Origin of the sequence: Prevotella sp. AM42-24 (genome assembly GCF_003461825.1) — a bacterium.
Taxonomy (GTDB): Bacteria; Bacteroidota; Bacteroidia; order Bacteroidales; family Bacteroidaceae; genus Prevotella; species Prevotella hominis.
Window position 1 is genome coordinate 20,427 of record NZ_QTXV01000007.1, and the last position, 23,872, is coordinate 44,298.

Consider the following 23,872-nt stretch of genomic DNA (forward strand, 5'->3'; position numbering starts at 1 on the left):
ACGAAAAAAATACGAAACTTCGTGCTTTCATCGGGCTTTTTTTAGTACTTTTGCATTTGTAGAAAAAGAACACCCCCACAATAATAGGAGAAATAGGAGAAATATGAAGATATTTACAAGTACTCAGATTCATGAATTGGACAGATATACCATCGAGCATGAACCTATCGCATCGCTCAATCTGATGGAGCGTGCGGCTAAAGCCATTACCCGAAGCATTGAGGAAGAATGGTCCAGCCGTACTCCCATTGTTGTCTTTGCCGGTCCTGGCAACAATGGCGGTGATGCGCTTGCGGTGGCCCGACTACTGGCAGAAGATGGTTATCCGGTTTCGGTATATCTGTTTAACGTACATAATAAACTCTCTGCAGACTGTGCAGCCAATAAAAAGAGGCTTACAGAATGCAAACAGATCAGACAATTTACAGAAATTACGGTCAACCTTGATCCGCCGCAGCTCACAGACAAGACCGTTGTCATCGACGGCATGTTTGGCAGCGGCCTTAACAAGCCTTTAGCCGGAGGTTTTGCTGCAATGGTGAAATACATCAACCAGAGTGCAGCCAAGGTGGTAAGTATCGACATCCCGTCCGGACTGATGTGCGAAGACAACACCTATAACATCCACGCCAACATCATCCATGCAGACCTTACCCTGACACTCCAGCAGAAAAAGCTTTCCATGATGCTTGCCGACATGCAGCAGTACATCGGGCGCCTCAAGGTACTGGATATCCGCCTTTCGCATGAGTTCATACAAAATGCCGACTGCAAATGTTCCATCCTGGAAGAAAGCGATATCCGCCACATGATGAAACCTCGCAACGACTTTGCCCACAAAGGCAGTATGGGCAATGCGCTTCTCATCGCAGGAAGCTATGGAATGACAGGAGCAGCCATATTGGCAACCAAAGCCTGCCTGAGAGCCGGTGTAGGAAAAGTTACTACCCATACGCCCAAGCGAAATTACGACATCATGCAAATCAGCGTACCGGAAGCTGTCCTCCAACTGGATCACGAAGAGACTTATTTCAGTGAACCTACAGATGCAGACGCCTTTGATGCCGTCGGAATCGGTCCGGGATTAGGTATTAACGAAGGAACAGCCATCGCCCTGATTGCACAAATACGACGTACAGCCTGTCCACTCGTCGTAGATGCAGATGCCATCAATATTCTGGCAAGTCATAGAGCGTGGATGCAGCAACTGCCGAAGGGAATCATCATGACTCCCCACCCTAAGGAATTAGACCGTCTGGTAGGTAACACCTGTGCAAACAGTTACGAACGGCTGATGAAAGCCAGTGAATTGGCAGAGCGGCTCCAGGCTTACATCATTCTCAAAGGACACTATTCTGCACTTTGTTTGCCAAACGGGCATATCGAATTCAATTCAACAGGCAACAGCGGAATGGCTACTGCCGGCAGCGGAGATGTCTTGACAGGCATTATCACAGCCTTATTGGCCCGAGGTTACAGACAGGCAGAAGCTTGCAAAATAGGCATGTATCTTCATGGACTCGCAGGCGACTTAGCTATAAAAGATCTGGGCAAGGAGAGCCTCATCGCAGGAGATCTCATAGACTATCTGCCTAAAGCCTTCCTGAGAATGGAAGATTAAAAGACAGTTCATCAACATCAATGAACGGTTGACATAAAAGTAATAGAGGTAAGAGATGGCCTAAAGCGCATCTCTTACCTCTATTATTTTTAATTCCAAAGTACGTCGCAAATCATCCTTACGTCCCATTTTCAGTTTTCTGCGAATATGACAGCGCTGGCTGGTGATATTAGACTCAGACTTGTTGAGTATAGAACAGATTTCCTTCAGCGTCTTTCCTTCCAATATCAATTTGCAGATAACCTTTTCGCTTTTGGTCAATTCCACACATACCAGATCCCAAGCTAAGAGTTCCCTTTCTTCCTTTCTCAACCGCTCAGTGGCAAGCCCCACAATACGCTGACGCATTTCAGGAGTAAGTCTTTCCAGCAAACTTTCTGCTTTATCATGATCCAAATCACGAATATTGGCAAGCATTTCCAATGCCTTCTTCTCTTCCTGATTGATTTCACGCGGTTGGCGCAATCCTTTAGTCACCTTACTCATATTATAGGTATAGACATAGCCGAACATCAATATACCCACGAGTAAAGGCTTCAATGAGAGCCATAAGGTAACAGAAGGTTCCATATAAACATATAAAGCCAATGCAGGAATCATCGCCAGAGCTACGACCAAAGCCGTTTTACGCAACATCAGACTGAGAGCGGTAATTCCGATAACCATCATGACGAAGACATTACCCAAAACAGAGATATGATCTTCGACAACTCCAAAAGAAATACAGAATATACTGTCAATCATCAGTTTACCAGCAGCCAGCATCAGCAGGGCAGCCAAACCATTATCAAAACTTAAACTTTGCTTCCAGATGGTCCATTGGATGACAGCGAAAGCTATCAGATGGGCACAGGTAAGACCAAAGCCCATAGGCTCCCAGAACATCAGAAACAAAAAGAAATGCAGAGGAATCACAACAGCTTCTATCAGTGTAAAGAACAGATAAGCTATCACTCTTCTTCTATCAATCACACCACAATATTGTGGACAAAGATACAATTCTATAAATCGTATCATTTTCACCGTACTATTACTAAGACCTTTCATACAATAATTCTATCAAAAAGTTAACGATCATCTTTTTCGCAAAAATACGCTTTTATTTTGAGATTCGTATCCTTTTTGGGGATTTTTTTAGTTTTTAGGGGTAAATTTCAGTGTTTTTTAGTTGTAAATGTAGAAAAAATCGCATTTTTCAGTGCTAAAAAACTTGCAACCAAAGAGAATTCATTATAAATTTGCCACCAGAAAGAACAAAAAATCTACCATTTAACGATTCTAAGAACTTACAAAGTTTAGAGGAAAGATAAAAGTAATGATTTCTAAAATCAATAAAAAAGTAAAAGACAAAAATCATAAAAGTAATTTTTCTAAGAACTTCAAAGTTTAAAAGAATAATAAATAAGAACAAAATCATAAAACATAAGATTATGAAGCAAAAGATGATTATAACAATGATTGCCTGCATAGGATTTTCCTATTCGGCAATAGCCCAAAAGGCAGCCATCAAGACCAACCTCTTGTATGATGCAACAACCACCTTCAATCTTGGAGTTGAGTTCAGCCTTGCACCGAAATGGACATTCGATCTGTCGGGAAATTATAATCCTTGGTCTTTCTCTGACAATAAGAAGTGGAAGCATTGGATCGTACAACCTGAAGCACGATATTGGTTCTGCAACAAGATGATGGGTCACTTCCTTGGTTTCCATGCCTTGGGTGGACAGTATAATATAGGTAATATTGATGCAGACTTCATGTTACTGGGAACAGATTTCTCCAAGTTGAAAGAACATCGCTTCGAGGGATGGATGATAGGAGCCGGAATCGCATACGGCTACACCTGGACACTCTCCAAGCACTGGAACTTGGAAGCAGAGTTGGGATTAGGGTACGTTTTCTCCAAGTATGACCAATACGAATGTGAGAAATGCGGCGAGAAAGTAGAAAGTGACAAGAGCCACCACTACGTAGGCCCTACCAAGGCAGCCATCAACCTGGTGTATGTCTTCTAAACGACATCAGCAAGGTAGTATTCTTATCATTTAGGCATTACATTGTTTCTATCATTTAGTAAAAGACTTCAATTATGAGAACATTTCATATCATCAAATTAAGCCTCGCAGCAGCAGTCATTCTGCTCTGTATGCCTGCCAAAGCACAGCAATTGGTAGGTGGAAAAGTGAGCCTTCTCAACAAGGAAGTGAAAAAAACAGGCAATAACGTTGCTGTCAATATGGATTTCAAGCTTGACAACCTTCAGGTGAAAAGCAATAAGGGAACCGTCATCATACCGATGATCGTCAACCAGCAAGATACGCTCAAAATGCCTGCGGTGGAAATCATGGGACGCAAACGCTACATCTATTACCAGCGCAACAACAAGACTGCCACCCAAAAACCACTTATCGTTACCAGACGTAACAATAAGGAAGCCCAGACCATACATTATGCTTATACAACTCCATATCGCGAGTGGATGAACAACTCACAACTCGTTGTCGGACAAGATGTCTGCGGATGTAACCAAGCTATTGTTGAAAACGGTTTGTTCAGCCGCATCGGTGAAGCCCTGCCAGGACCAATGAAATTGCAATATGCATACGTGAGACCTAAGGCAGAACCTATCAAGAACCGACAGGAAAAGGGTACGGCACAACTCAATTTTCATATCAATAAAGCAATTATCAACACAAAACTAGGCAACAATCAAGCAGAATTAGACAAGATGCGCAAGACCATCGACCTGGTGAAGAACGACGCAGACGTACACATCACTTCGATTTCACTACATGGTTACGCCTCCCCAGACGGCAGCTATGCCAACAATGAGAAATTGGCTAAGAACCGTACTAAAGCCGTTTATGACTATCTGCGCAACCTCTATCCAGTGGAAATGAAACTGTTCAAGTTCTCCTCTACTGCAGAAGACTGGCAGGGAGTGCGTGACTACGTAGCCAAGAACAACATCCCGCAGAAGGCAACCGTGCTGAACATCCTCAACAGCAACATGGGACCGGACGAAATGGAAAGAGCGATTGCAGCCAAGGCAGGAGATGCACACAGATATCTTATCAACCAAGTATATCCACCTTTGCGCCGCACCGAATATGAAATCAATTACGACGTAAGACATTTCAATCTCGAAGAAGCTCGCAAGATTATCAAGACCCGTCCACAAAAGCTATCCCTCGAAGAGATGTATGCAGTAGCCAACAGTTACGAAAAGGGAAGCAAGGAATACAATGAGGTATTTGATATCGCCGTAAAGATGTTCCCAGAGGAAGAACTTGCTAATCTCAATGCAGCCTATACTGCCATCGACAGAGGCGATAAGGTAAGCGCAGAGAATTACTTGAAGAAGGCTGGAAATGGTCCGGAAGTGGACAACGCTAAAGGCGCACTTGCTGTTCTGAAGAATGATTATCAGACTGCCAAGACCTACTTCGAAAAAGCAGATAAGGCTGGTTTGAAGGAAGCCAAGATCAATCTTCAGGAACTTCTTAGAAGGATGTAATCAAAAGATGAATATCTATATATATAATGTATAGTAAAAGATGATTATTCAACAAAAGAGGATTTCATAAGTAAAAGATGACTCATAAATTGTAAAGAGAATTAAGTTTAAGAAGGTTTATAAAAAAAGCAAATAACTTTTGCTACAAAATATGCGAAACTTCTTTTTTAGAATTAATGTATAAGTAAAATAATTGTTTAACGTTTTAAGAACTTAAGATTATGAAGAAATTAAATCTATTCGCAATGAGTATGTTAGCGATAGCAGCATTCACATTCAACAGTTGCAGCACTGATGACACAATGTCTCCTACCACTGGTCAGGAAACAGTAGATGGTTTCTATAACATGACTATCCAAGTAAAAGGTTCTGCTGGTGATGCTACCAGAACTACCCAATCTGACCCTGAGAACGGAACAGTAGAGGAAAGCACCATCACATCTGGTACCATCTATATCTATCAAGGTACAGAAAGAATCTTCAAGAAGAACGTAACGGCAAGCGACTGGAAGACAGCTCCTACCCAGACAACAGTTGGTGAGACCAAGCCTATCAAAGTGAGTGTAACCAAAGTGAAAGAGAACACACCATACACCGTTTACTTCTTGGCAAACGCAGAATTGGACTATCCTCTCGCAGCCAATGCAGCATTTGAAGGATCAACAGTTGGAGGTGCAAACTATGCAGGCAACAACCATTTCGTGATGTTCAACCAGAACGACGAGAACAAGCAGGCAGCTCATAGTACTGTCAAATTTACAGCAGACAACAAGAACGAGGCTACCCCTGCCATTGCTACCCAGATCTCTCTCGACCGAGTTGTAGCAAGAGTAGATGCTCCTACCGTAGATGTAAACAAGATTGAAAGAAAGCCAGAAACTACCACCAAGAACTTTGAGGATTATCTGGAAGGTGTAGTTTATGACACATACGCACTGTCAAACTTGAACAACAACTCTTACGTAGTGCAGAATTGGAACACAACAGGTAAGTGGACACTCAATGCGCTGATTGCAGGAACTACTCCTTACTACAAGCCAACAACAGAGTACGGTACCAAGTATCAGGCTGCAGGTCTTGAGAATTTCACCACCAACGCCCGTACTCCTAAGAACTATATGTTTGAGAATACAACAACTGAAAAGGATGATGCAACATCAATCTACTTCTGCATCAAGGCCACATTGACAGAAAGTGCTAAGGCAAATGCAGACTTCGCAGATGGCACATTCTATCGCTATGACGGCAAGCTTTACACCCGTATCGCAGATTTGATGGCAGACGAGGAAGTAAGTAACCCATTCGGAGAGCTCACAGCAGCAGAAGTGGTAAATAATATTAAGGATGCAAACGGCAACTTGATCGAGGAAGGCGAAAAGTTAACAAACTTCCGCAAGGCCAACAACATCGAAGTTTACCGTGCAGGTAAGATGTACTACTGCTACACCATTACGGACAACTACTACGTACGTGAAGGTTATTACTCAATTCTCCGCAACAGCATCTATCGCTTGAATGTGGATGGTATCTACGACTTAGGTAAGGATGTTCCTAATGGACCAACTCCAGACGATATCCAGCCTAACTACTACATGAATGTAACAGTAGCTATCAACCCTTGGGTACTTAACTCTACTAATATTCAGTTGAAGTAACTATCATCAATCTTTCGGGGGCATTGCCTCCGAAAGATTTCCTCCAAAGAATCAAGAACGAAGCCTCCATAAGACAGTGATATAAAACTCACCCCCTACTACCTCCTCCATCCGAAAGATGGGACAACCCACAGAAAGATGGGATTACCCAGTGCTTCCAGTAAAGCACCCCAAAGACGAAATCAACGATGCCCTACTAAAAGCAGGGCACTCCAGATAACTCAAGAGAACTTTTCTAAGAATATTAACAATATAAAGATTTAACGATATGGCAAAATTCATCAACAACAACTGGTTTAAATTGGTATGTTTCTCAGCCATAGCACTAACCACAATGTCTTCTTGCATCAAGGAAGACATGGACGGCTGCCCGCCTGCAATAAGTAAAGTGGCTCTCCAGTTCGACTATACATATAACGTGAAACAAGCTGACGCTTTCGCCGCTGAAGTTAAGAATATCAACGTTTATGCCTTTGATGAAAACGGCAAATTCTTTGACTCTTATATCGAAAGCCGAGAAAAGTTTGAAACTGGACACACGATGGAAATTACGGGTCTGAAGGATGGGAAATATACCTTCGTATGTCTGGCTCGCGACCGTCAGGTGATGTCAAGAGCAGAAGATGACGAGATGGAGTTCAGTTTTGCTTCTCTTACACCGGGCGTTTCTACCATTGACGACCTGACCGAAAGGATGGGTAAGGACAATGGCGAAGAAATCAAGAACGACAAGGAGTTTGCAGCCTTATACACCGCAAAGACCCAGGTGGACTTCCAGCGGCTGAACCAAAATGGAAACGAAGGTACAGTAGTGACTTCTACACTCAGCTTAATGAAGTGTACCAAGACTTACCGCATCGTATTGCTCCCTTACGAGAACGACCAGGCGGATTTCAAACCTGAGAATTTCGACGTTCGCATCGAAGGTTCTGCAGCATGGCTCGATCACAAAGGAGAGAAAGTGAAGAACGAAAAAATCACCTACTTGCCATACAACATGGAGCGCAGAGCAAACTATGACGGTGCACATACCGAGGTGAATGAAGAACCTGTAGATCAGGCCTTGATTTACGATCTCTCATCTTCTCGTATGTTCGAAAGACAGAATGACAGACGTGCCGTAAGGGATGGTGACAAAAACAATTATGATGACAAGCGCATCATTATCACCGACCTGCGTGATAAGGATAATCCTATAGAATTATTCAATCATTCTCTCCCTTGGTTCCTTGCCCTTTGCGGAGAAAAGGTAAACCAGAATTGGGATGATCAGGAATATCTGGACCGTGAAGACCATTACGTTCTGATGTTCTACGTATCGGACAAGAGAGATTACAACATGATCACCAAGGTGAATGTCAATGGTTGGAATGTCAATATCAAAGATACAGAATTAGGTAATAATCAATAAAGAAAGGAGGACGCTATGAATGACTTCATTAAATTATACGAAAGAAGGAATCGAATCAAGACCTTCTTGATGGCACTCACGGCATTGCTACTCTCGCTTTTAGCCATCAGCGTCTTCACATCATGCGTCTATGACGATTATGGTCCAGGCACTGCCAATGACGACAGCGAGACCTATTTGAATCTCAGTTTTCTTACTTCCTCTCCTACCGAGTCAAGGGCGGCGATGAGTAGAGCTGATGACTTCGACAGCAACCCAGCCAATCCTGCTACGGAAAGCAGCATCCACAGCATCAGAGTTTGGGCTTTCAATTCCAACTCTACAGGTGATGATGCCATCGCAGTAAGCTATAGAGAAGAAATTCTCACCACTCCTGTCAACGGCGAAACTGCCGTAAAGACAGTAAGCATGAAAATTCCTCGCAAATCTGGAGGAAACGAACTTGAGAATCTCGACCTTTTCATTCTGGCAAATGCGGAAAGCATCGAGGGTATTTTCCCAGATAATACTGCCAACAAGATGTTGACTCGCAAGCAGTTGAAGGAAATGGTCATCAAGAGTCAGTTCGGCATCAACGGTGAAGGTAAAGCTCAGGCAACAGAAGTTCCTGCTACAGGACTTCCACTGTCAAGAGTCATCACCCATATCTCTGTAGCAGACCATGTGGCAGATACAGAAACTGCTGCTGCAGCCAAGAGCGTAATCATTCCGTTGGTAAGAGCCGTTTCTAAGTTGCACTTCTTCTTCGCAAGAAAGGCTGATGGAGGAACAGAAGAGGCATTGATCACCAAGATAGAATTGGACGAGGATATCATACCACAAGCCAGTTATGTCTTCCCTGATGCAACCACCTATGCATACCGCGAGACTGAAGGACTCATCTCCACCCAGTATAATGGAACTACCGCTTACGTACACTCAAAGGTGACGCTCGGAGGAGTTTCCAACAGATACATTACCAGTGTTGCAGACCCAACAACTTTCCACAGAGGAAGCAGTGAAAAAGCAGCTGAATACATGACGCGTCTGGATGGAGCCAACTTCGTATCCCAGCACCGTACTTATCTCAGAGAGAGCAACCGACCTATCACAGGTAGAATTTATTTCAAACTGAGTGAGGACTCTCCAGAGCAAAGTACCACCTTCACGATACCTTCCAACATGAAGCCTGCAGCACGCAACCACGAGTTGGTAGTCTATGCATACTTCCTCGAAGGCGGCAAGTTGCAAATCAACCCTACCGTACTCGACTGGGAAGATGGCGGAAAGTACAACTATGTAGATAAGGTAGAAATCCATACCATCGTAGAAGGCGATTATCAAACCCATGACGGAGGCATACAAGTAGCTTTCAACGAGCCTACCTGGGGACCGAAGATTACCTTCGAAAACATCTATACAGGTGGCAGGAAATGGATTCTCCAGAGCAACAATCCAGTCTTCGGATTTGTGATAGCGGGAGACGAAAGTGGAGAAATCAAGAACACCTTGGAAGGCAACGGCAACAAGGAAACCATCAGCTTCTATGTAGTGCCTAAGAAGATTCTTGATATGGCAAATCCACACAACTATCATGCAAATGTCTTCTTGACGATTGTTCCAAGCAACAAAGCACTCATCAACGTGGGTGAAGGCGAAGAAAAATTGCCAGGAACCTCTACGGAAATCAGTTTTGTTCAAGTGAAGTAACATTTAAAATGACACCATCATGAAGATCAATTATCAATATAACAGAACCTGGAAAGCAATGCTGACCTTCATCATGGGCGTACTCTTATCCGGGTGCGCTGGGGAAGATGCCTTCAACGATACCATCGGAATGGAAGAGAGCCTCAGCATTTATCCACAGGTGACTGATGCCAAGACAAGAGTTGCATCCGACATGAGCCTCAACGAGGCTAAGTTGGATAAACTCGATGTGAAAATCTTTGGTAAAGCCGACGCAACGCTCAAGTTGGGCAAGACGTTGCCAGGCATGACTCAAGGTACTACTGCTACTTTGGACCAGGGCAACTGGAAAGACAAGAACCAGCTGGTAGAAAATGAAACTTACCAGGTTGTTACCATTGCCAATGCCAAGGAATCACTGCAAGGCATCAATGTTCTGAGCGAATTAGCAGGAAAGACCCAGACGGATGCAGACATCTGGAAACCATACCAGACGAATACCAATCCCGGCAAGAACTTCCTGATGAGCAGCACGACCGATTATCTCGTAACAACAGCTGCCCGCCAAACCATTCAAACCAGTCTCTGCCGTGCAGCAGCTAAAATCCTGGTAAAGCTCAACATCAATGTGCCTGGATACACAGTTGGCAATCCAAGCTGGAATTTCCAGAACTACAATACTGCTACCACATTCTTCGGCGAGAACTCTGCCAAGACTTTGGGCAATATGAGTGGAGCTTACGAAAGTGCTATGGGTGAAAACGGAAACTTTACCATTACCACCTACAGCTATGCTACCCAATGGGACAATACGGAGCAGATGCCTAAGTTGATCGTGAAAGTACCGCTGACCAAGATTTCAGAAGATGCTGAAGGAGAAGGAGCCGTTGGCGAAACCACAGACAACTTCTATAGCATACCAGTACGTGACATCAACGAAACAGAGTTGAAACGCAACCATATCTATACCGTCAATGCCAACATTACCAATCGTGGCAGCAGTACTGAAATCGTCTATGGAACCCAGGCGGATATCCAATACGACGTGATGAAATGGACAGAAGGCGAAGAAACCGTTATCAATGCCGATAAGCATAGTTATCTCCTGGTTACCCCTACCTTCCATATCATGAGAAATGAGAAAGTGGATAACAAGACGATCCAATTCTATGCTTCCGATGCTTGTACTGTCCAAATAGACGAAGTTTATTATTACGACAAGAACGGCGCAAAGAAGATGGTTGAGTCAGGAACTACTACTTATCCACAAATCAGTCTGAATTTCGCCAATGGTCATACTGAGAAGAAAGACCAGGGTATCGTCAATATCCAAGCTAAAGAATTTGTTCCGTTGACCGTAAAATACATCAAGTTTACCATATCCTGCGGTGAAGGAGAAAACAAGAAGACAGAACAGGTAACCATCAAGCAATATCCATTGGAATACATACAGGCCATTGCAGGATGGTACTCTACCAAGAGTCTGGACGGATGGATTGATTGGCAAGAACATCAAAAAGCCCACAAAACCAGCAAGACATCATCTGATGAAAACTTCACGGCAAAGGTTTATACCTATGGTAAGGTACAAGAAGGATGGGGTTGGTGGTCAGATATCATAGAAGGCACATATATTTGGGAATACCAAGATGAATATAAAGAAAATGCATACCAAGCCACTCTGAATAAAGCAAGAAAAGACCAATCTAACAACAACATGTATGTGGTTCAAATTACGCACACCAACGGAGACTATACGATTGGGCATGTAAACAACATCAATCCGACCACAAAGTTGTCTTCAGAAAACGTAGTATCACCAGCTTTTGCTCTGGCATCTCAGCTCGGGACCGTACTCAGTTTCAGCAAAGGAGTCAAAGCATCCAAGCACTGTGATGACTATGTAGAAGTAGGAACAGACGGAACCCGTTATGACAATTGGCGACTTCCTACGGAATCGGAAATCAAAGTGATTGTAAACTACCAATACAAATCTGGTCAGGATGTCGTAACAGAGGTCCTTAGAGGCTATTCATATTGGTCTTTGAGTGGAAACCTGGTAACAGCAAATCCGAAAGGTTCTGATGAAGGATTCGTACGCTGCGTCCGCGACCTTACACCTGAAGAGGTAACTGCATTAGAAAACAAGAAAGAATAAACCATCACAAAGGAGGCACTATTATGAAACATTTAAAATATTATATGAGTATGATTGCAGGACTGTTGGCTATGCTGACAGCCTGCACAAACGACATGGTTGAGAATGGTCCTTCTGAGCTTTGGGAAAAACAAGGAAACGAATATACCATTACCACTTATGTTGGTATTCCGAGCTATGAGGAGAACCAGACCATAACCAGAAGTCAGACATACGGTAATGAAGGTATTGACCGGGCAGAAGACATCCAGCTTTTCTGCTTCGACAAGGACGGTTTCTTCTTAGGACTTGCAAAAGATCTTTCGCTTGAAACAACGCCTAAAGGAGATATCCTGGAAAACGGCAGCAGCAATCCAAAAGGCATCAAGGCTACAATACCAAATTCTACCGCAAGAATCCACTTTGTTGCCAATGCTATGTTGGACATCACCCAATCTCCTAAATGGATCGGAATGCATGAGAATATGCTCATGACTTCATTCGAATCAAGCGCTGGAGAAGATCAGTCTCAAAAAATCGTCTATTGGGGATATGTCAAGAAAAATACGCCGGAGGAGATGAAAGCTTTCCTCAATGGTGGAGCCGACAAGCCTGTGATACATCTCATCAGAGACAGAGCCAAGGTGAAGGTTGAACTGGAAGACGAGGTGGCTAACGAAATTAAAAAGGTGATAGTATCTATCTACGACGGTCCGGAACACGGTACGATTGCTCCATTCAAGACAGACCTCACCTTCCCTGACACCCATGAGATGGCAGTATGGAACCCTGATTATATCACTCCTACCAAAGACCAGAAGACATACCAGGGTTCTGAGGGACAGATGGAGAATATCGCCTATACCTTTGAGAATCGCAATGATGCCAGCAAACCGCTGAAGGTTATTCTCTGGGCAACTTACAAGAACGGTACCCACAAACGTTTCCTCGTACTTTTGCAGGACAAGGACAACCAGCTCTACCGCATCAAGCGAAACCACATCTATAAGATTAAGGTGAAGAAACTGGATGCTTCATTGGGCTATGACAGCTTTGATGCAGCCGTAAATGGAACACCAGCCAACAACCCTTGGATTGTAGTAGAAGACATTGTACCAGAAGTTTCTGACGGAAAATATACCCTCAGTATCACAAATGGCACCTATATTCTCTTGAACGAGGGAGCTACTGCAGCACAAAGTATTTCCTTCAAGTATGCTGGCGATACCGACATTACCGCAAATGACTTTGAAGCAATTTGGATGAAGAATACCAATTGTGCTATCAATGAGACTCCTGTCATTACATTCAATAATGGCGAAGGAAGCATTCATTATACATTGAGCACCATTGATAATTCCATGAAGGAAGGAATCATCCGACTGTTGGACAAGAAGCATGGTCTGAGCAGAAATATCCACATCTATACCATCAAGAATATGGAATATGAGTTTGAGTTCCCTGCTACGATGGGTAAGGATATCAGCGCCACAGCACAACTGAAATTCAAGATTCCGGCTAACTATCCGAAGGAATTGCTTCCAATAGAAATCAAAATCGCTTCTAATGATATCAATCCGCAGAATTGCGGTATAGAAGTAGGTTCTACTGCGGAAGTAGATGGAGGAAAAGGATGGAACAACTGGTTTGTTGTGAAATATGAATCTGCCAGCGTAGTGGGTACGACACAGACCATTACCATCAAGAACATGAGAGTCAACACATCCGGTACTCGGGGTAAGTTCTATGTGAAAGCCAGCTACTACAACGGAGGCTATATAAACGCAGCAAACGTGAAGACAAAGGCTAAAGAAATTACTTTTACATATAGATAAAAACAACGGATTTTACAGAATCATTAAATATCATTTACTTTTACTAAGAACACCAAATAGCGAAAACTATTTAAACTGGTCGTCGGAGATATAGTTGCCGAGTTGAACTCACCTTCTATAGCTCCACGACATTCATTTTTTGAAAAACTGCACATTTTTGTTGCCTTTTTCAGATTTATTATTTAACTTTGCAAAAAAGAATTGGCTTATGAGATATCGAATTATTATTATCACCGCATTGGTGTTCTCATTGAACATTCTGCAAGCTATCGGACAAAACCGCTCGTTTGTCTATCCTGTGATGCCCGACTCTCTCAAATCCGTAGAACAACGGCTCAATTATCTGGGTCTCCATTATTGGGACAATTTTGACTTCAAGGATACCTTGCAACTTAGCAATGCTAATATCTCAGAACAAGGATTTGTCAATTTCATCGATCTCATTCCTCATTTTACTCCAACTACCGCAGAGCAGAGTGTACATATCTTTGCTTCAAAAGCTTTTGGGAGCCAGAAGAGTAAAGACAAATTCGAGAGCCTCATCGAACACTATCTGGGTAATCCGAAGTCGCCTATGAGGAACGACAAGGTGTATCTTCTTTTCATAAAAGATATAATAGCCTCACCATGCATAGATGATGTGGAAAAAGAAAGATGGACTTTTAAATACAAGCAGACCAATAAAAACCTGCCCGGCAATACGGCTATTGACTTCAAATGGAAGGATGAAAAAGGAATGGGACATCAGTTGAACGAATATAAGAATCAGAAAGTAATTCTCTATTTCTATGATCCTGACTGCGAGAATTGTCATAAGATTACTGCATGGCTCAACAAACAGACCATACCGGAGGATATCCAACTCCTAAGAATTCATGCAGATGATAAAATCAGTGATTTATATAGCTTACGCGCTATGCCAACCATTTATCTGTTGGACAAGAATAATAAGGTTATACTAAAGGACTGTTCACCTGAGCTATTAATCAGTGAAATTAACAAAAAATAAAATTTAAACTGGTCGTCGGAAATACAATTATTGGTTCTTGGCCTTAGATGAATCGTAAGACATCTGGAACTCTGCTCTCACATTCTGGTTGCGCATGACAACAATCGTATAGTTACCATCTTTCAGCGTACCTACTGTAGTATTCAGAGTATAGTAGCCATAGTTGCCAGACACTCCATAGTCAGCATTCTCTGTGACAATCAACTTGTTGCCCACCAAAGTTGTTTCCATCTTAATGCTTACAGCATCATCAAAAACAACATTCTTGTGAGTCAGCATCAACTTTCCACCTGGCAGAATCTTGCAGACAAGCTTCTCTTCCATTTCAGCGCTGTTGCTACCATCCTGTAGGATAGGTGTACTTGCAGACTGTGTGTAACTCAACATTGAGAACGAAGGCATGAATGTAGTGGTCTGTTGACCAAGCATTCCATCGTTTACTCCATCATCACTTGCACTGCAGCTTACAAAGCCCAATGCCATTGCCAATACCAAAATCGGCATCATTGAAATTTTTCTCATAATCTAATATCATTTACTTGTATTCTATTTATTGCTTGTTTATTTTTGTTTAGTCATTATATATTGTCTTTAGTTACTTTACACTTATGTCTTTAGTTAAATTGCGTTACTCTAAACGCAGCCTCATCTTCTACTAGTACATGATATTATATAAGAATAAAAGCATACTTGCCCAAGCAAAGTATTTCTTTCGGTTGCAAAAATATGAAATCTTTCTTGAAGAACAAGAGCGAATACCGTTAAACTATACTAACGAGTATTAATATAGTTTATAGCAAACTGATTTAAAACAAAAAGTACACCTTTTTAAAACAAAAGACCACCCTCCTCACATCTGTTTTTCTGCGCATTTATAATAACTGCCGGTATATGATGAGAAATACTATCAGCATATGATAATGAATGCGGCCTTCTTTGACAAGAATAATATCAGGCTATAGAAACCAAAAAGAGTGGAACCCTTTCGGATTCCACTCTCATATCTTAGATTGAAAAATCTCGAATTAGTCGAGGTTAGCCAACTTGTTGTCAGAATGAAGAACATCCTTGATCTTGTGGCTATAGAGATCAACCATGTACTCACGAGCCTTACCGCAGTACTGACGTGGGTCGAAGTACTCTGGGTGCAAAGCAAATGTCTCACGAACACCTGCTGTGAAAGCAAGACGAGAGTCAGAGTCGATGTTGATCTTGCAAACTGCGCTCTCAGAAGCCTTAGTCAACTGCTCCTCTGGGATACCAACTGCGTCTGGCAACTTGCCACCGTACTTGTTGATGATATCAACATACTCCTGAGGAACTGAAGAAGAACCGTGGAGAACGATAGGGAAACCAGGAAGCTGCTCCTCAACTGCTGCCAATACGTCGAATGCCAATGGAGGAGGAACGAGGTGACCAGTCTTAGGGTCACGTGTGCACTGCTCTGGCTTGAACTTGTAAGCACCGTGAGATGTACCGATAGAGATAGCCAATGAATCAACACCTGTACGTGTAGCGAAATCAACAACCTCCTCAGGCTTTGTATAGTGAGACTCCTCAGCAACTACGTCATCCTCAACACCAGCGAGGACACCGAGCTCACCCTCTACAGTTACATCGAACTGATGAGCGTAATCAACAACCTTCTTTGTCAATGCAATGTTCTCCTCGTATGGAAGTGCAGAACCGTCGATCATTACAGAAGAGAAACCGAAGTCAACACAACTCTTACATGTCTCGAAGCTATCACCGTGATCGAGGTGAAGAACGATCTCAGGATGGTTGCAACCCAACTCCTTAGCATACTCTACAGCACCCTCTGCCATGTAGCGGAGCAAAGTAGGGTTAGCATACTTGCGAGCACCCTTAGAAACCTGAAGGATAACTGGTGACTTCAAGTTAGAAGAAGCCTGGATGATAGCCTGCAACTGCTCCAAGTTGTTGAAGTTGAAAGCAGGAACGGCCCAACCGCCCTTGATAGCTCTTGCAAACATTTCCTTAGTGTTCACAAGACCGATTTTCTTGTAATCTACTGCCATAATATTTAATTTATTATTTTAATGAAACATTCTTCTATACTATAATTAATAAGGTAAAGCACTCTTACCAAACACTTCCCTTAAACGAGTGCAAATTTACTTTTTTCTTTTGACACGGCAAAATGTTAACTTGCTTTTTCGTATTTCAAACGAGTTAAAAAAGTTAATTCTTACTTTTTGATGCGATTTTTCTAATGTTTTGCTAAATACAGATAGCAATTTTAGCTCTTTTGAGCAATTTTGTATTCACGAACTGCAAAAGCTAATACTATTACAAAACTGATAAATGGTACGATAAATGGCAAAGTAACATGAGTAGTGTCGGCTATCAGCCCCATCAGCAGGAAGCCACAGCCACCTATTGGGGTCATCATCAGCAAGGAAGATGCTGATTTGGTAAGATTGCCCAAACCCGTCAAAGCAATGGCAAATATCGTAGGAAACATAATCGCTTCAAAAAGATAGTTGCCTACCAATGCGACTAAGGAAACAATCCCTAAATCACAAAGCACCAAACCGATACAGACAACACTACCAGCTGCACAGATGAGCAACATCGTAGTGGCAGCCACCCGGCGCATAATCCAACTGCCCAAGAAACGTCCCACCATAAAGAATCCCAAAGCTACAGTCAGCACCAGAGATGCAGTACGGTCATCCATCCAGCGCATTCCTGTTACGAAATTGATGAAATAGGAATTGATGGAAATTTCTGCAATCTCATAGCATAAAAGTGCCAACAGACCGAAGACAAACATACCATGATGCGCAAAGAGTTTGCCGATATTACTACCCTTAGCCTCATCCTCGGCAGTTACTTCATGCTTTATTTCTGGCAAATGAACACGCGAAAAGACGAGCGCTATCAATAGCACGAGAATACCCAATATGGTATAAGGCACCACCACATTACCGCCTTCTTCTGTATTATTGAACAGAAACTGACCGACGCAAAAGGTAGCGAAAAGACTTCCTAAACCATTAAATGACTGCGAGAGATTCAGACGACTCGTTGCCGTCTCCTTGGCACCCAATTCTGTAACATACGGATTGGCAGCCGTCTCAAGAAAGACAAGACCACAACCGATGATAAACAAACATAGCAGAAAAGCAGAAAAACTGCCCATCGCTGCGCCAGGAATGAACAGCAAGGAACCTGCTCCGAAAAGAATCAATCCGAATACGACTCCACGGCGATACCCATACCGATTAATAAAGATACCTGCCGGAATCGCCATCAGGAAATAACCCAAATAAGTGGTTACCTGAATCAGCGAAGAATGCGTAATACTAATATGCAAAGCATTCTGGAAATGCTTGTTGAGCACATCCAGAATGGCACGAGCGAAGCCCCACAAGAAGAAGAGCGACGTGATTAATACAAAAGGTACAAAATACTTTCTGTCTGTAATTTTCTTTTGTTCTGTTGACATTATTTTTAATTTTAATCTTTTTCATCATATTACCTATCAGCTGCCAATGCACGAGATCCTTGCTTTGGAAGATAGATTTTGTCTATTCATAAGTCATTCATTTTAATTGGAAGTTAAAATCGGGAACAAAGGTAAGGTCTTTTGGTGAGAATTCCAAACTTTCTCACCACTTTTTGTTGCTTATACTAAATAGAAATGTTTTTGAGCCTAACAGAAATCTCCGTTCAAAGACGTTGAATGTCGGTTCAAAGACGTTGAACGGCGGTTCAAAGACGCTGAATGTCGGTTCAAAGACGTTGAACGAAGAATTTATAGAGGAACAAGAACATTTAATTTGTGGTTTAACAGTTTTTCATCAGTCTAACACTATATAAAAAACTGATAGTGGCAAAAATATTACCTCGCCACCATCAGTTTGTTTTCGCATTTAATAAGAATTGGATTTTGTGCAATGTTATTTCTTTTCTTTCTTCGCCCTTGCATCCTTGACAATCTTTCCTGCCAAGAAACAAAGTTCTATCACCATTACCACCCAATGCCAAGGATATTCGCTCGGATGTGCAATGAGCTTCCCGATGATGCCCGTGCGATTAAATGCCTCTACCGCTATCCAGAACACGATGACCGTTGCCGTACCCATTCTGATGTTTGCTCCCCACGATGGCAAGTGGAGTTGCTTGCGAAATACGTATGGGGCGGAAAGCAAGGCACCGAAGGCTACACCGAAGGTGACTGGACTCTCACGACCAAACAATTGAGGATCGTAGAGGTTCATCAGCAGGAGATAGCAAGTCCAGAGCATTGTGTTGATTTCCATGAAGGTAACAATGCTGGTGTGGCGTGTCATCGGGCGAGCGGCGATGAGTCGCTTGTTCTTCCCCAAGAAGAGCGTCTGCCACCAGTTGAGGAAGTTGCAGGCATTTCGGGAACAGAAGATGTAGAGCAACATCACCATTGCCCACAAGCCAAAGGTGGCAGGGAGCAGAAGATATTCAGGGCGGCTCAACACCTCTCCCGTTGTGGGGTCAATCTCAGCATGTGTGCCCCAACGATGGGCATAATACATGAAGAGGAAATCCACCCAACCCGTCCAGTAGAACATGCCACCGATAAGTCCGAGCAAGGTTTGGCGAGTCTGTCCCTTGACGAAAACACCGACCACCACCATCACCAAGCCCACGAATCCCACAGCCATGCCAGCACCCAACAGTTGCGTGCCGTCGTAGTTGTCCTTCAATACTCGTGCCACCAAGTGAACCATGGGCATGCTTCCCAATATCACGCCCATCGACACGATGGATTTCCACCAATATAGTTTCTTGTTACTCATGGCTTTTCTTCTTGTGAGCTGCAAACATGATATAGACGAGCAATGCAACGAATGCCACGAGGATGCAAATCATCTGGGTAGTATACTTCTCCGGCTCAATCCAAATCTCCTTGAAAAAGTCAAGGCGACCAAGCACTTCCACAGGTACCCAGAACACGACAACCGTTGCGATAGCCATACGGATATTGGCTCCCCATGTGCTCAAACGCAACTGCTTTCGGAAGATGAAGAAACTACCTATCAGACAAGCTACGGCAACAACCGAAGTTACAGGATGATGGTCGCCGAGGAAGTTCTTGTCGTAGCAGAACATCAACAGGAGATAGCTTGTCCACAAAATCATGTTCAGTTCCATGAAAGTAACGATACTTGTATGATGTGTCATCGGACGGGCGGCAATCTCGTTCTTGCGTGAACGGAAAAGAACACGCTGCCACCAGTTGATGAAGTTACATCCGTTTTTGGTTGAGAAGATGTAGAGCACCATCACCATCATCCACATGCCGAAGGTGGCAGGGAGGATGAGGTATTCAGGGCGAGTCACAACTTCACCATTCTCCATCTCCGGCTGTGTACCCCAGCGGGTAGCATAGTACTGGAACAGAAATTCTATCCAACCGGTCCAGAAGAGCAGACCTCCGAAAAGTCCCCAAAGAGTCTGTTTGGTGTCTCCCTTTACGAAGACACCGATTACTACCATGATAAGACCTGCCAACCCCATGAAGAAGGCTGAGTAATGCACAGCTTCAGGAGTCATCGTCTTATCCATTATCATCATCAGCGCATGTCCCAACGGCATGGTAAAGAGTACCACGAGGAACGAAGCGATGGATTTCCACCAATTCAATTGTTTCATAATGTTTAATATTTACTTTAATTCATCTAAGTAATAACTGATTCTTCCTCCCTCATCACCTATCTGCACATTGGCATCATACCAGGAGATAATCTGGAGCTTGTAATATCTTTCACCATCCCACGAACGGATTACGTAGGTATGGAAAGAAGGAGTATATACTGGAGGTGGACCAGAGAAACTCATTGCCTTTTCGAGTACCGGATTGCCGCTTACCAACTGCTTGGCAGGTCCGTTGTTCGGGTCGAACCAAGGGTTCTCGTTCATATCCAGTTTGTTGGCGATGCAATACTTGTTCCAGTCGTTCTGCGACATGGTGACATATACGCTTGCTGAATCATCCACGGCGAAGGTCATATTGTGTTCAGCCAGATAAGCATCTACCTGCGCCTTGCTCGTCCACTTGTCATATTCGCCATAGCCCAGGTCGACGGCTCCACCCTTGCCCGGTCCGCTTGTTCCACTGTTGGTGCGCAGTTGGTAGCCATTGAAAGCAAGGTCCCATTCCGTGGCAGGATAAGCCATGGTCTTTGGGTCATCCTCCATGTTCTCCATCACCATAATGCTGCTTGCCTGGCGCTTCACCGTCTTATAGGTTAACTTGCCAGTGGCTTGATTTTTGGTAAAGATGGTATCGCCGTTCTCATCACGCTCTGCATCCTCGAAGATGTTCTTCTGCACACCTTCACTCCAATACTTTACGAGTTTAGCTGTACCTTTATAATGGAAATACTCCTCTATTGGCTTGCCATCAATAAAGGCGATGACACTCTGGTTAGGGTTCAGCACATTATAGCGATGTCCCGTCTTCAGGTCAAAATAGAGCCAGTCGTTGGTAACACCCGTGCTATAACCTGTTTTTCGGGGCAAGGTATGACCTGTGAAGTCCTCAGCCTCATAAGACACGCAGCTCGTCATTGCGGCTGCCATACCTATTATATATAGTAATGCTTTCTTCATCATTTCTTCTTTCTAAATGCTTTTACCAATTCATCTACCAACACTTCCACCTGCACATGCGCCTTGGCTCCTGCCGTGGCTGGCACGTTAAACATGGTGATGCCCGAACCTAAGGTCTTTGGCACATAGTTAAAGATGTTATCCACACCCACCGTCACCTTCACCTTATTATAGAAGGTCTGAATCACCGACAGATTGCACAATACATACTGTGGCAATTTGCAGCGGAAGTAGGCATCGTGGCTCTCACCGTTTACAGAGAGGCGGTCCTGCACATCAAACTTCTTCTCACCCATGTAGCTTGCCGAGAAGGTAGCGCCCAGGCGGTAGTTCTTCTTGTTGTACTTATAGTCGAGGCTCGCCGTAGCAGCATGAGGCGAAGTGGTGTTCACCTGGATGCCATCCGTCTTGCTCACGTTCACGTAGCTGTAGGTGGCATTCATCGTGAAGTGGTTGAGGAAGTGCCAGCGCATGATGGTCTCCAGTCCGATGAGGTTCTGCTTGGCGAGGTTGGTATATTCAAAGTTATACTGCATGTCGTAGATGCGCCATACGCCCTCTATCTTCTTGCGGAAGAAGTTGCCATACACATTGCCCGAGATGAAGAAGTTATCGGTCGAGTACTCTGTGCCCAGACTCACGTAGTTGTTCTTCTCAGGCTTCAGGTCCTCGTTACCCTTGATCATGAACATGCCGAGGTGGTCCCAGTTGAAGAACAGCTCCTTGATGCTTGGCGAACGATAGCCCATCGAATAGTTGGCTCTCCATGCCCAGTGATCCGAAGGACTCCACTTGAAGGCAATCTTAGGCATCGCCATCAGTCCGAAGGCACGGCTGAAGTTGGTTCTCACACCTGCCGAAACCATCCAGTGGTCGTTCATCGTCCACTCGTCCTGCAGGAAAGCCTCCGTCTCTTTTAATGAACGGGTGCGCATGATGTGGGAGGCATCGCCGTTGAATCGGTCACTCGTCAGGTCATCGCTCAGGTGCTCGATACCGAGGATGAGGTCGTGACCCTCGAACTTCTGCGAGGTGATGGAGAGGCGAGGCTGGAAGATACGGCTTTTATACACTTTGGTACGCTCGTCGATGCGCTCGTGGCGCTTGAAGCGGTCGTAGAAGTCGCCATGAAGGGAGGCGGTAATCTTGAACCAATCCTTAAATGTATATTTAATCTTAGTACCAGCTGTCCAGTCACGCGCCTGACTGAAGGTCATGTCCTGAATGAGGTCGTAGGTATTCATATAGAACGCACTACCGTAGGCAAGAATCTCCAGGTTCTTGAAAGGGTCGTAGAATACCTTCTGCGATACCGAGATATGCTCTGTACCCTCGATGCCCATTGGCGGACGGGAAGCCACGCTGGTAATGGTCACGTCGTGGTCGAGCCAAGGGTTCGCCTCTTGGGTATAGACCTTCTTGTCGTTCTCAGCCTGATACATGTAGAAGGCATCGCTCGAAGAATACCACACATCCGTCTGCGAAGTTACCTTGCCTGCATTGAATCCTGCCGACACCCAGCTCTGCAGGTTGGGACGGTCGGCGTTCTTCTCAAACATATACAGGAAGTCCTTCTTGGATGGGTTCTTGTAGTTGGTTTCGTTCATCTGTCCCCAGCGTACACCAGCCTGAATGTCGATAGGCTTGGTAGTTTTCTTGGTGATGAGGTTGATGACGGCACCCGATGCACGGCTTCCATAGAGGGTACTGCTAGCACCCTTCACGATTTCGATGCGGTCGATGGCATGGAGGTTGAAACGCTCATAGTCGAGGTTACCCGCCATGTCGCCCGTCAATCGCTCACCATCCTGTAGGAAGAGCACATGGCGGGCATCCAAGCCCTGCATGGAGATTTCGTTGCCGAATCCCACTTTCTGGATATTCATACCCGGTGTCTCCTGTTGCAGTGCCTTGGTCAAGTCGGCATAGCCTGCATCTACCAGTTCCTTACCGCCGAGCACCTGCGTGCTCACTGGCGAGAGCTTGATAGGTCGGGCGGTACGGGAACCAGTAACCACCACTTCGTTCACCTTCATCACGTCCTCGGTCATGAAGAGCTTGAGGGAGCTGTCGTTTCCGATGGTTCCCTTCAGAGGGTTGTAACCCACGGATACCACCTGGTAATAACACTTATCACTCTGAGGCACCGAGATGGTAGCCTCACCATCCATGTTGGTAACAACACGCTGTGGCGATTTCAATTTCTCGTTGTTGGCGCAGGTGATGACTGCACCGATGATTGGCTGCTCGGTGGCTTTGTCGAAGATACCGAACTTCATCTTTCGCTGTGCAGCGACAGGGAGGGCGAGTATCAGCAGCAAGCCGATAAGCATTACATTTCTAATTGTCTTCATTTATATTGTCATTCTATTTTTTCCAAATCCTTACACGATTTCAGCCT

17 protein-coding genes are annotated in these 23,872 nt (G+C 44.1%); 9 read left to right on the forward strand and 8 right to left on the reverse strand.

All coding sequences use genetic code 11. From position 1 onward, the window contains the following. The first annotated feature begins 103 nt into the window (after positions 1-103). Complete coding sequence (locus tag DW917_RS03835; protein ID WP_118116636.1) at positions 104-1,621, forward strand: NAD(P)H-hydrate dehydratase; 1,518 nt, start codon at positions 104-106, stop codon at positions 1,619-1,621. A gap of 60 nt (positions 1,622-1,681) precedes the next feature. Here DW917_RS03835 and DW917_RS03840 read toward each other — a convergent pair whose 3' ends face one another. Continuing rightward, positions 1,682-2,638, reverse strand: a complete 957-nt coding sequence (locus DW917_RS03840; protein ID WP_158570067.1) for a LuxR C-terminal-related transcriptional regulator — start codon at positions 2,636-2,638, stop codon at positions 1,682-1,684. 413 nt (positions 2,639-3,051) lie between these two features. Here DW917_RS03840 and DW917_RS03850 point away from each other — a divergent pair, with 413 nt between their 5' ends. From DW917_RS03850 to DW917_RS03885, 8 genes are all read left to right on the forward strand, one after another. Further along, the gene (locus tag DW917_RS03850; protein WP_022109766.1) at positions 3,052-3,636 is read left to right on the forward strand and encodes a DUF3575 domain-containing protein; all 585 of its coding nucleotides are present in this window, start codon (positions 3,052-3,054) and stop codon (positions 3,634-3,636) included. A 74-nt stretch (positions 3,637-3,710) separates the two neighbouring features. Continuing rightward, positions 3,711-5,138: a DUF3868 domain-containing protein gene (locus DW917_RS03855; RefSeq protein ID WP_118116642.1), complete on the forward strand. Its 1,428-nt coding sequence runs from the start codon at positions 3,711-3,713 to the stop codon at positions 5,136-5,138. A 221-nt stretch (positions 5,139-5,359) separates the two neighbouring features. After that, a complete protein-coding gene (locus tag DW917_RS03860) occupies positions 5,360-6,793 on the forward strand; it encodes an Mfa1 family fimbria major subunit (RefSeq protein WP_118116644.1) in 1,434 nt (477 codons plus the stop codon). Positions 6,794-7,061: 268 nt separating this feature from the next. Continuing rightward, positions 7,062-8,204, forward strand: coding sequence for a FimB/Mfa2 family fimbrial subunit (locus DW917_RS03865; RefSeq protein WP_118116646.1), 1,143 nt, complete (start codon positions 7,062-7,064; stop codon positions 8,202-8,204). A 15-nt stretch (positions 8,205-8,219) separates the two neighbouring features. Further along, the gene (locus DW917_RS03870) at positions 8,220-9,893 is read left to right on the forward strand and encodes a hypothetical protein (protein ID WP_118116649.1); all 1,674 of its coding nucleotides are present in this window, start codon (positions 8,220-8,222) and stop codon (positions 9,891-9,893) included. 19 nt (positions 9,894-9,912) lie between these two features. Next, positions 9,913-12,030, forward strand: a complete 2,118-nt coding sequence (locus DW917_RS03875) for a hypothetical protein (protein WP_118116651.1) — start codon at positions 9,913-9,915, stop codon at positions 12,028-12,030. Positions 12,031-12,053: 23 nt separating this feature from the next. Continuing rightward, a complete protein-coding gene (locus tag DW917_RS03880) occupies positions 12,054-13,844 on the forward strand; it encodes a hypothetical protein (RefSeq protein ID WP_147344113.1) in 1,791 nt (596 codons plus the stop codon). A 208-nt stretch (positions 13,845-14,052) separates the two neighbouring features. Beyond that, positions 14,053-14,853 (forward strand): DUF5106 domain-containing protein, encoded by an 801-nt coding sequence (locus DW917_RS03885; RefSeq protein ID WP_118116655.1) that lies wholly within the window; start codon positions 14,053-14,055, stop codon positions 14,851-14,853. Between the two features lie 27 nt (positions 14,854-14,880). Here DW917_RS03885 and DW917_RS03890 read toward each other — a convergent pair whose 3' ends face one another. The 7 genes from DW917_RS03890 to DW917_RS03920 form a co-directional block, all read right to left on the reverse strand. Continuing rightward, positions 14,881-15,375 carry a hypothetical protein gene (locus tag DW917_RS03890; RefSeq protein WP_147344114.1) on the reverse strand — a complete coding sequence of 165 codons (495 nt, stop codon included), beginning with the start codon at positions 15,373-15,375 and terminating at the stop codon, positions 14,881-14,883. Between the two features lie 503 nt (positions 15,376-15,878). Next, positions 15,879-16,892 carry a class II fructose-bisphosphate aldolase gene (locus tag DW917_RS03895; protein ID WP_118116659.1) on the reverse strand — a complete coding sequence of 338 codons (1,014 nt, stop codon included), beginning with the start codon at positions 16,890-16,892 and terminating at the stop codon, positions 15,879-15,881. Positions 16,893-17,113: 221 nt separating this feature from the next. Further along, entirely contained in the window at positions 17,114-18,325 is a 1,212-nt protein-coding gene (locus tag DW917_RS03900) for a sugar MFS transporter (RefSeq protein ID WP_118116661.1), read from the reverse strand. A 454-nt stretch (positions 18,326-18,779) separates the two neighbouring features. After that, positions 18,780-19,655 (reverse strand): hypothetical protein, encoded by an 876-nt coding sequence (locus DW917_RS03905; RefSeq protein ID WP_118116663.1) that lies wholly within the window; start codon positions 19,653-19,655, stop codon positions 18,780-18,782. After that, complete coding sequence (locus tag DW917_RS03910) at positions 19,648-20,511, reverse strand: hypothetical protein (RefSeq protein ID WP_118116665.1); 864 nt, start codon at positions 20,509-20,511, stop codon at positions 19,648-19,650. Before DW917_RS03910 ends, DW917_RS03905 begins: the two co-directional genes overlap by 8 nt. Positions 20,512-20,523: 12 nt before the next feature. Beyond that, the gene (locus tag DW917_RS03915) at positions 20,524-21,474 is read right to left on the reverse strand and encodes an HmuY family protein (RefSeq protein ID WP_370453511.1); all 951 of its coding nucleotides are present in this window, start codon (positions 21,472-21,474) and stop codon (positions 20,524-20,526) included. Continuing rightward, positions 21,471-23,825 (reverse strand): TonB-dependent receptor, encoded by a 2,355-nt coding sequence (locus DW917_RS03920; protein WP_118116667.1) that lies wholly within the window; start codon positions 23,823-23,825, stop codon positions 21,471-21,473. Before DW917_RS03920 ends, DW917_RS03915 begins: the two co-directional genes overlap by 4 nt. Positions 23,826-23,872: the final 47 nt, after the last annotated feature.

What these genes read in the sequence shown, in the direction of transcription:
- DW917_RS03900 (WP_118116661.1), bottom strand. Translation starts at nt 18,325, where the DNA reads ATGTCAACAGAACAAAAGAAAATTACAGACAGAAAGTATTTTGTACCT.
- DW917_RS03840 (WP_158570067.1), bottom strand. Translation starts at nt 2,638, where the DNA reads ATGATACGATTTATAGAATTGTATCTTTGTCCACAATATTGTGGTGTG.
- DW917_RS03910 (WP_118116665.1), bottom strand. Translation starts at nt 20,511, where the DNA reads ATGAAACAATTGAATTGGTGGAAATCCATCGCTTCGTTCCTCGTGGTA.
- DW917_RS03890 (WP_147344114.1), bottom strand. Translation starts at nt 15,375, where the DNA reads ATGAGAAAAATTTCAATGATGCCGATTTTGGTATTGGCAATGGCATTG.
- DW917_RS03915 (WP_370453511.1), bottom strand. Translation starts at nt 21,474, where the DNA reads ATGATGAAGAAAGCATTACTATATATAATAGGTATGGCAGCCGCAATG.
- DW917_RS03835 (WP_118116636.1), top strand. Translation starts at nt 104, where the DNA reads ATGAAGATATTTACAAGTACTCAGATTCATGAATTGGACAGATATACC.
- DW917_RS03870 (WP_118116649.1), top strand. Translation starts at nt 8,220, where the DNA reads ATGAATGACTTCATTAAATTATACGAAAGAAGGAATCGAATCAAGACC.
- DW917_RS03850 (WP_022109766.1), top strand. Translation starts at nt 3,052, where the DNA reads ATGAAGCAAAAGATGATTATAACAATGATTGCCTGCATAGGATTTTCC.
- DW917_RS03875 (WP_118116651.1), top strand. Translation starts at nt 9,913, where the DNA reads ATGAAGATCAATTATCAATATAACAGAACCTGGAAAGCAATGCTGACC.
- DW917_RS03880 (WP_147344113.1), top strand. Translation starts at nt 12,054, where the DNA reads ATGAAACATTTAAAATATTATATGAGTATGATTGCAGGACTGTTGGCT.
- DW917_RS03895 (WP_118116659.1), bottom strand. Translation starts at nt 16,892, where the DNA reads ATGGCAGTAGATTACAAGAAAATCGGTCTTGTGAACACTAAGGAAATG.
- DW917_RS03920 (WP_118116667.1), bottom strand. Translation starts at nt 23,825, where the DNA reads ATGAAGACAATTAGAAATGTAATGCTTATCGGCTTGCTGCTGATACTC.
- DW917_RS03885 (WP_118116655.1), top strand. Translation starts at nt 14,053, where the DNA reads ATGAGATATCGAATTATTATTATCACCGCATTGGTGTTCTCATTGAAC.
- DW917_RS03860 (WP_118116644.1), top strand. Translation starts at nt 5,360, where the DNA reads ATGAAGAAATTAAATCTATTCGCAATGAGTATGTTAGCGATAGCAGCA.
- DW917_RS03905 (WP_118116663.1), bottom strand. Translation starts at nt 19,655, where the DNA reads ATGAGTAACAAGAAACTATATTGGTGGAAATCCATCGTGTCGATGGGC.
- DW917_RS03855 (WP_118116642.1), top strand. Translation starts at nt 3,711, where the DNA reads ATGAGAACATTTCATATCATCAAATTAAGCCTCGCAGCAGCAGTCATT.
- DW917_RS03865 (WP_118116646.1), top strand. Translation starts at nt 7,062, where the DNA reads ATGGCAAAATTCATCAACAACAACTGGTTTAAATTGGTATGTTTCTCA.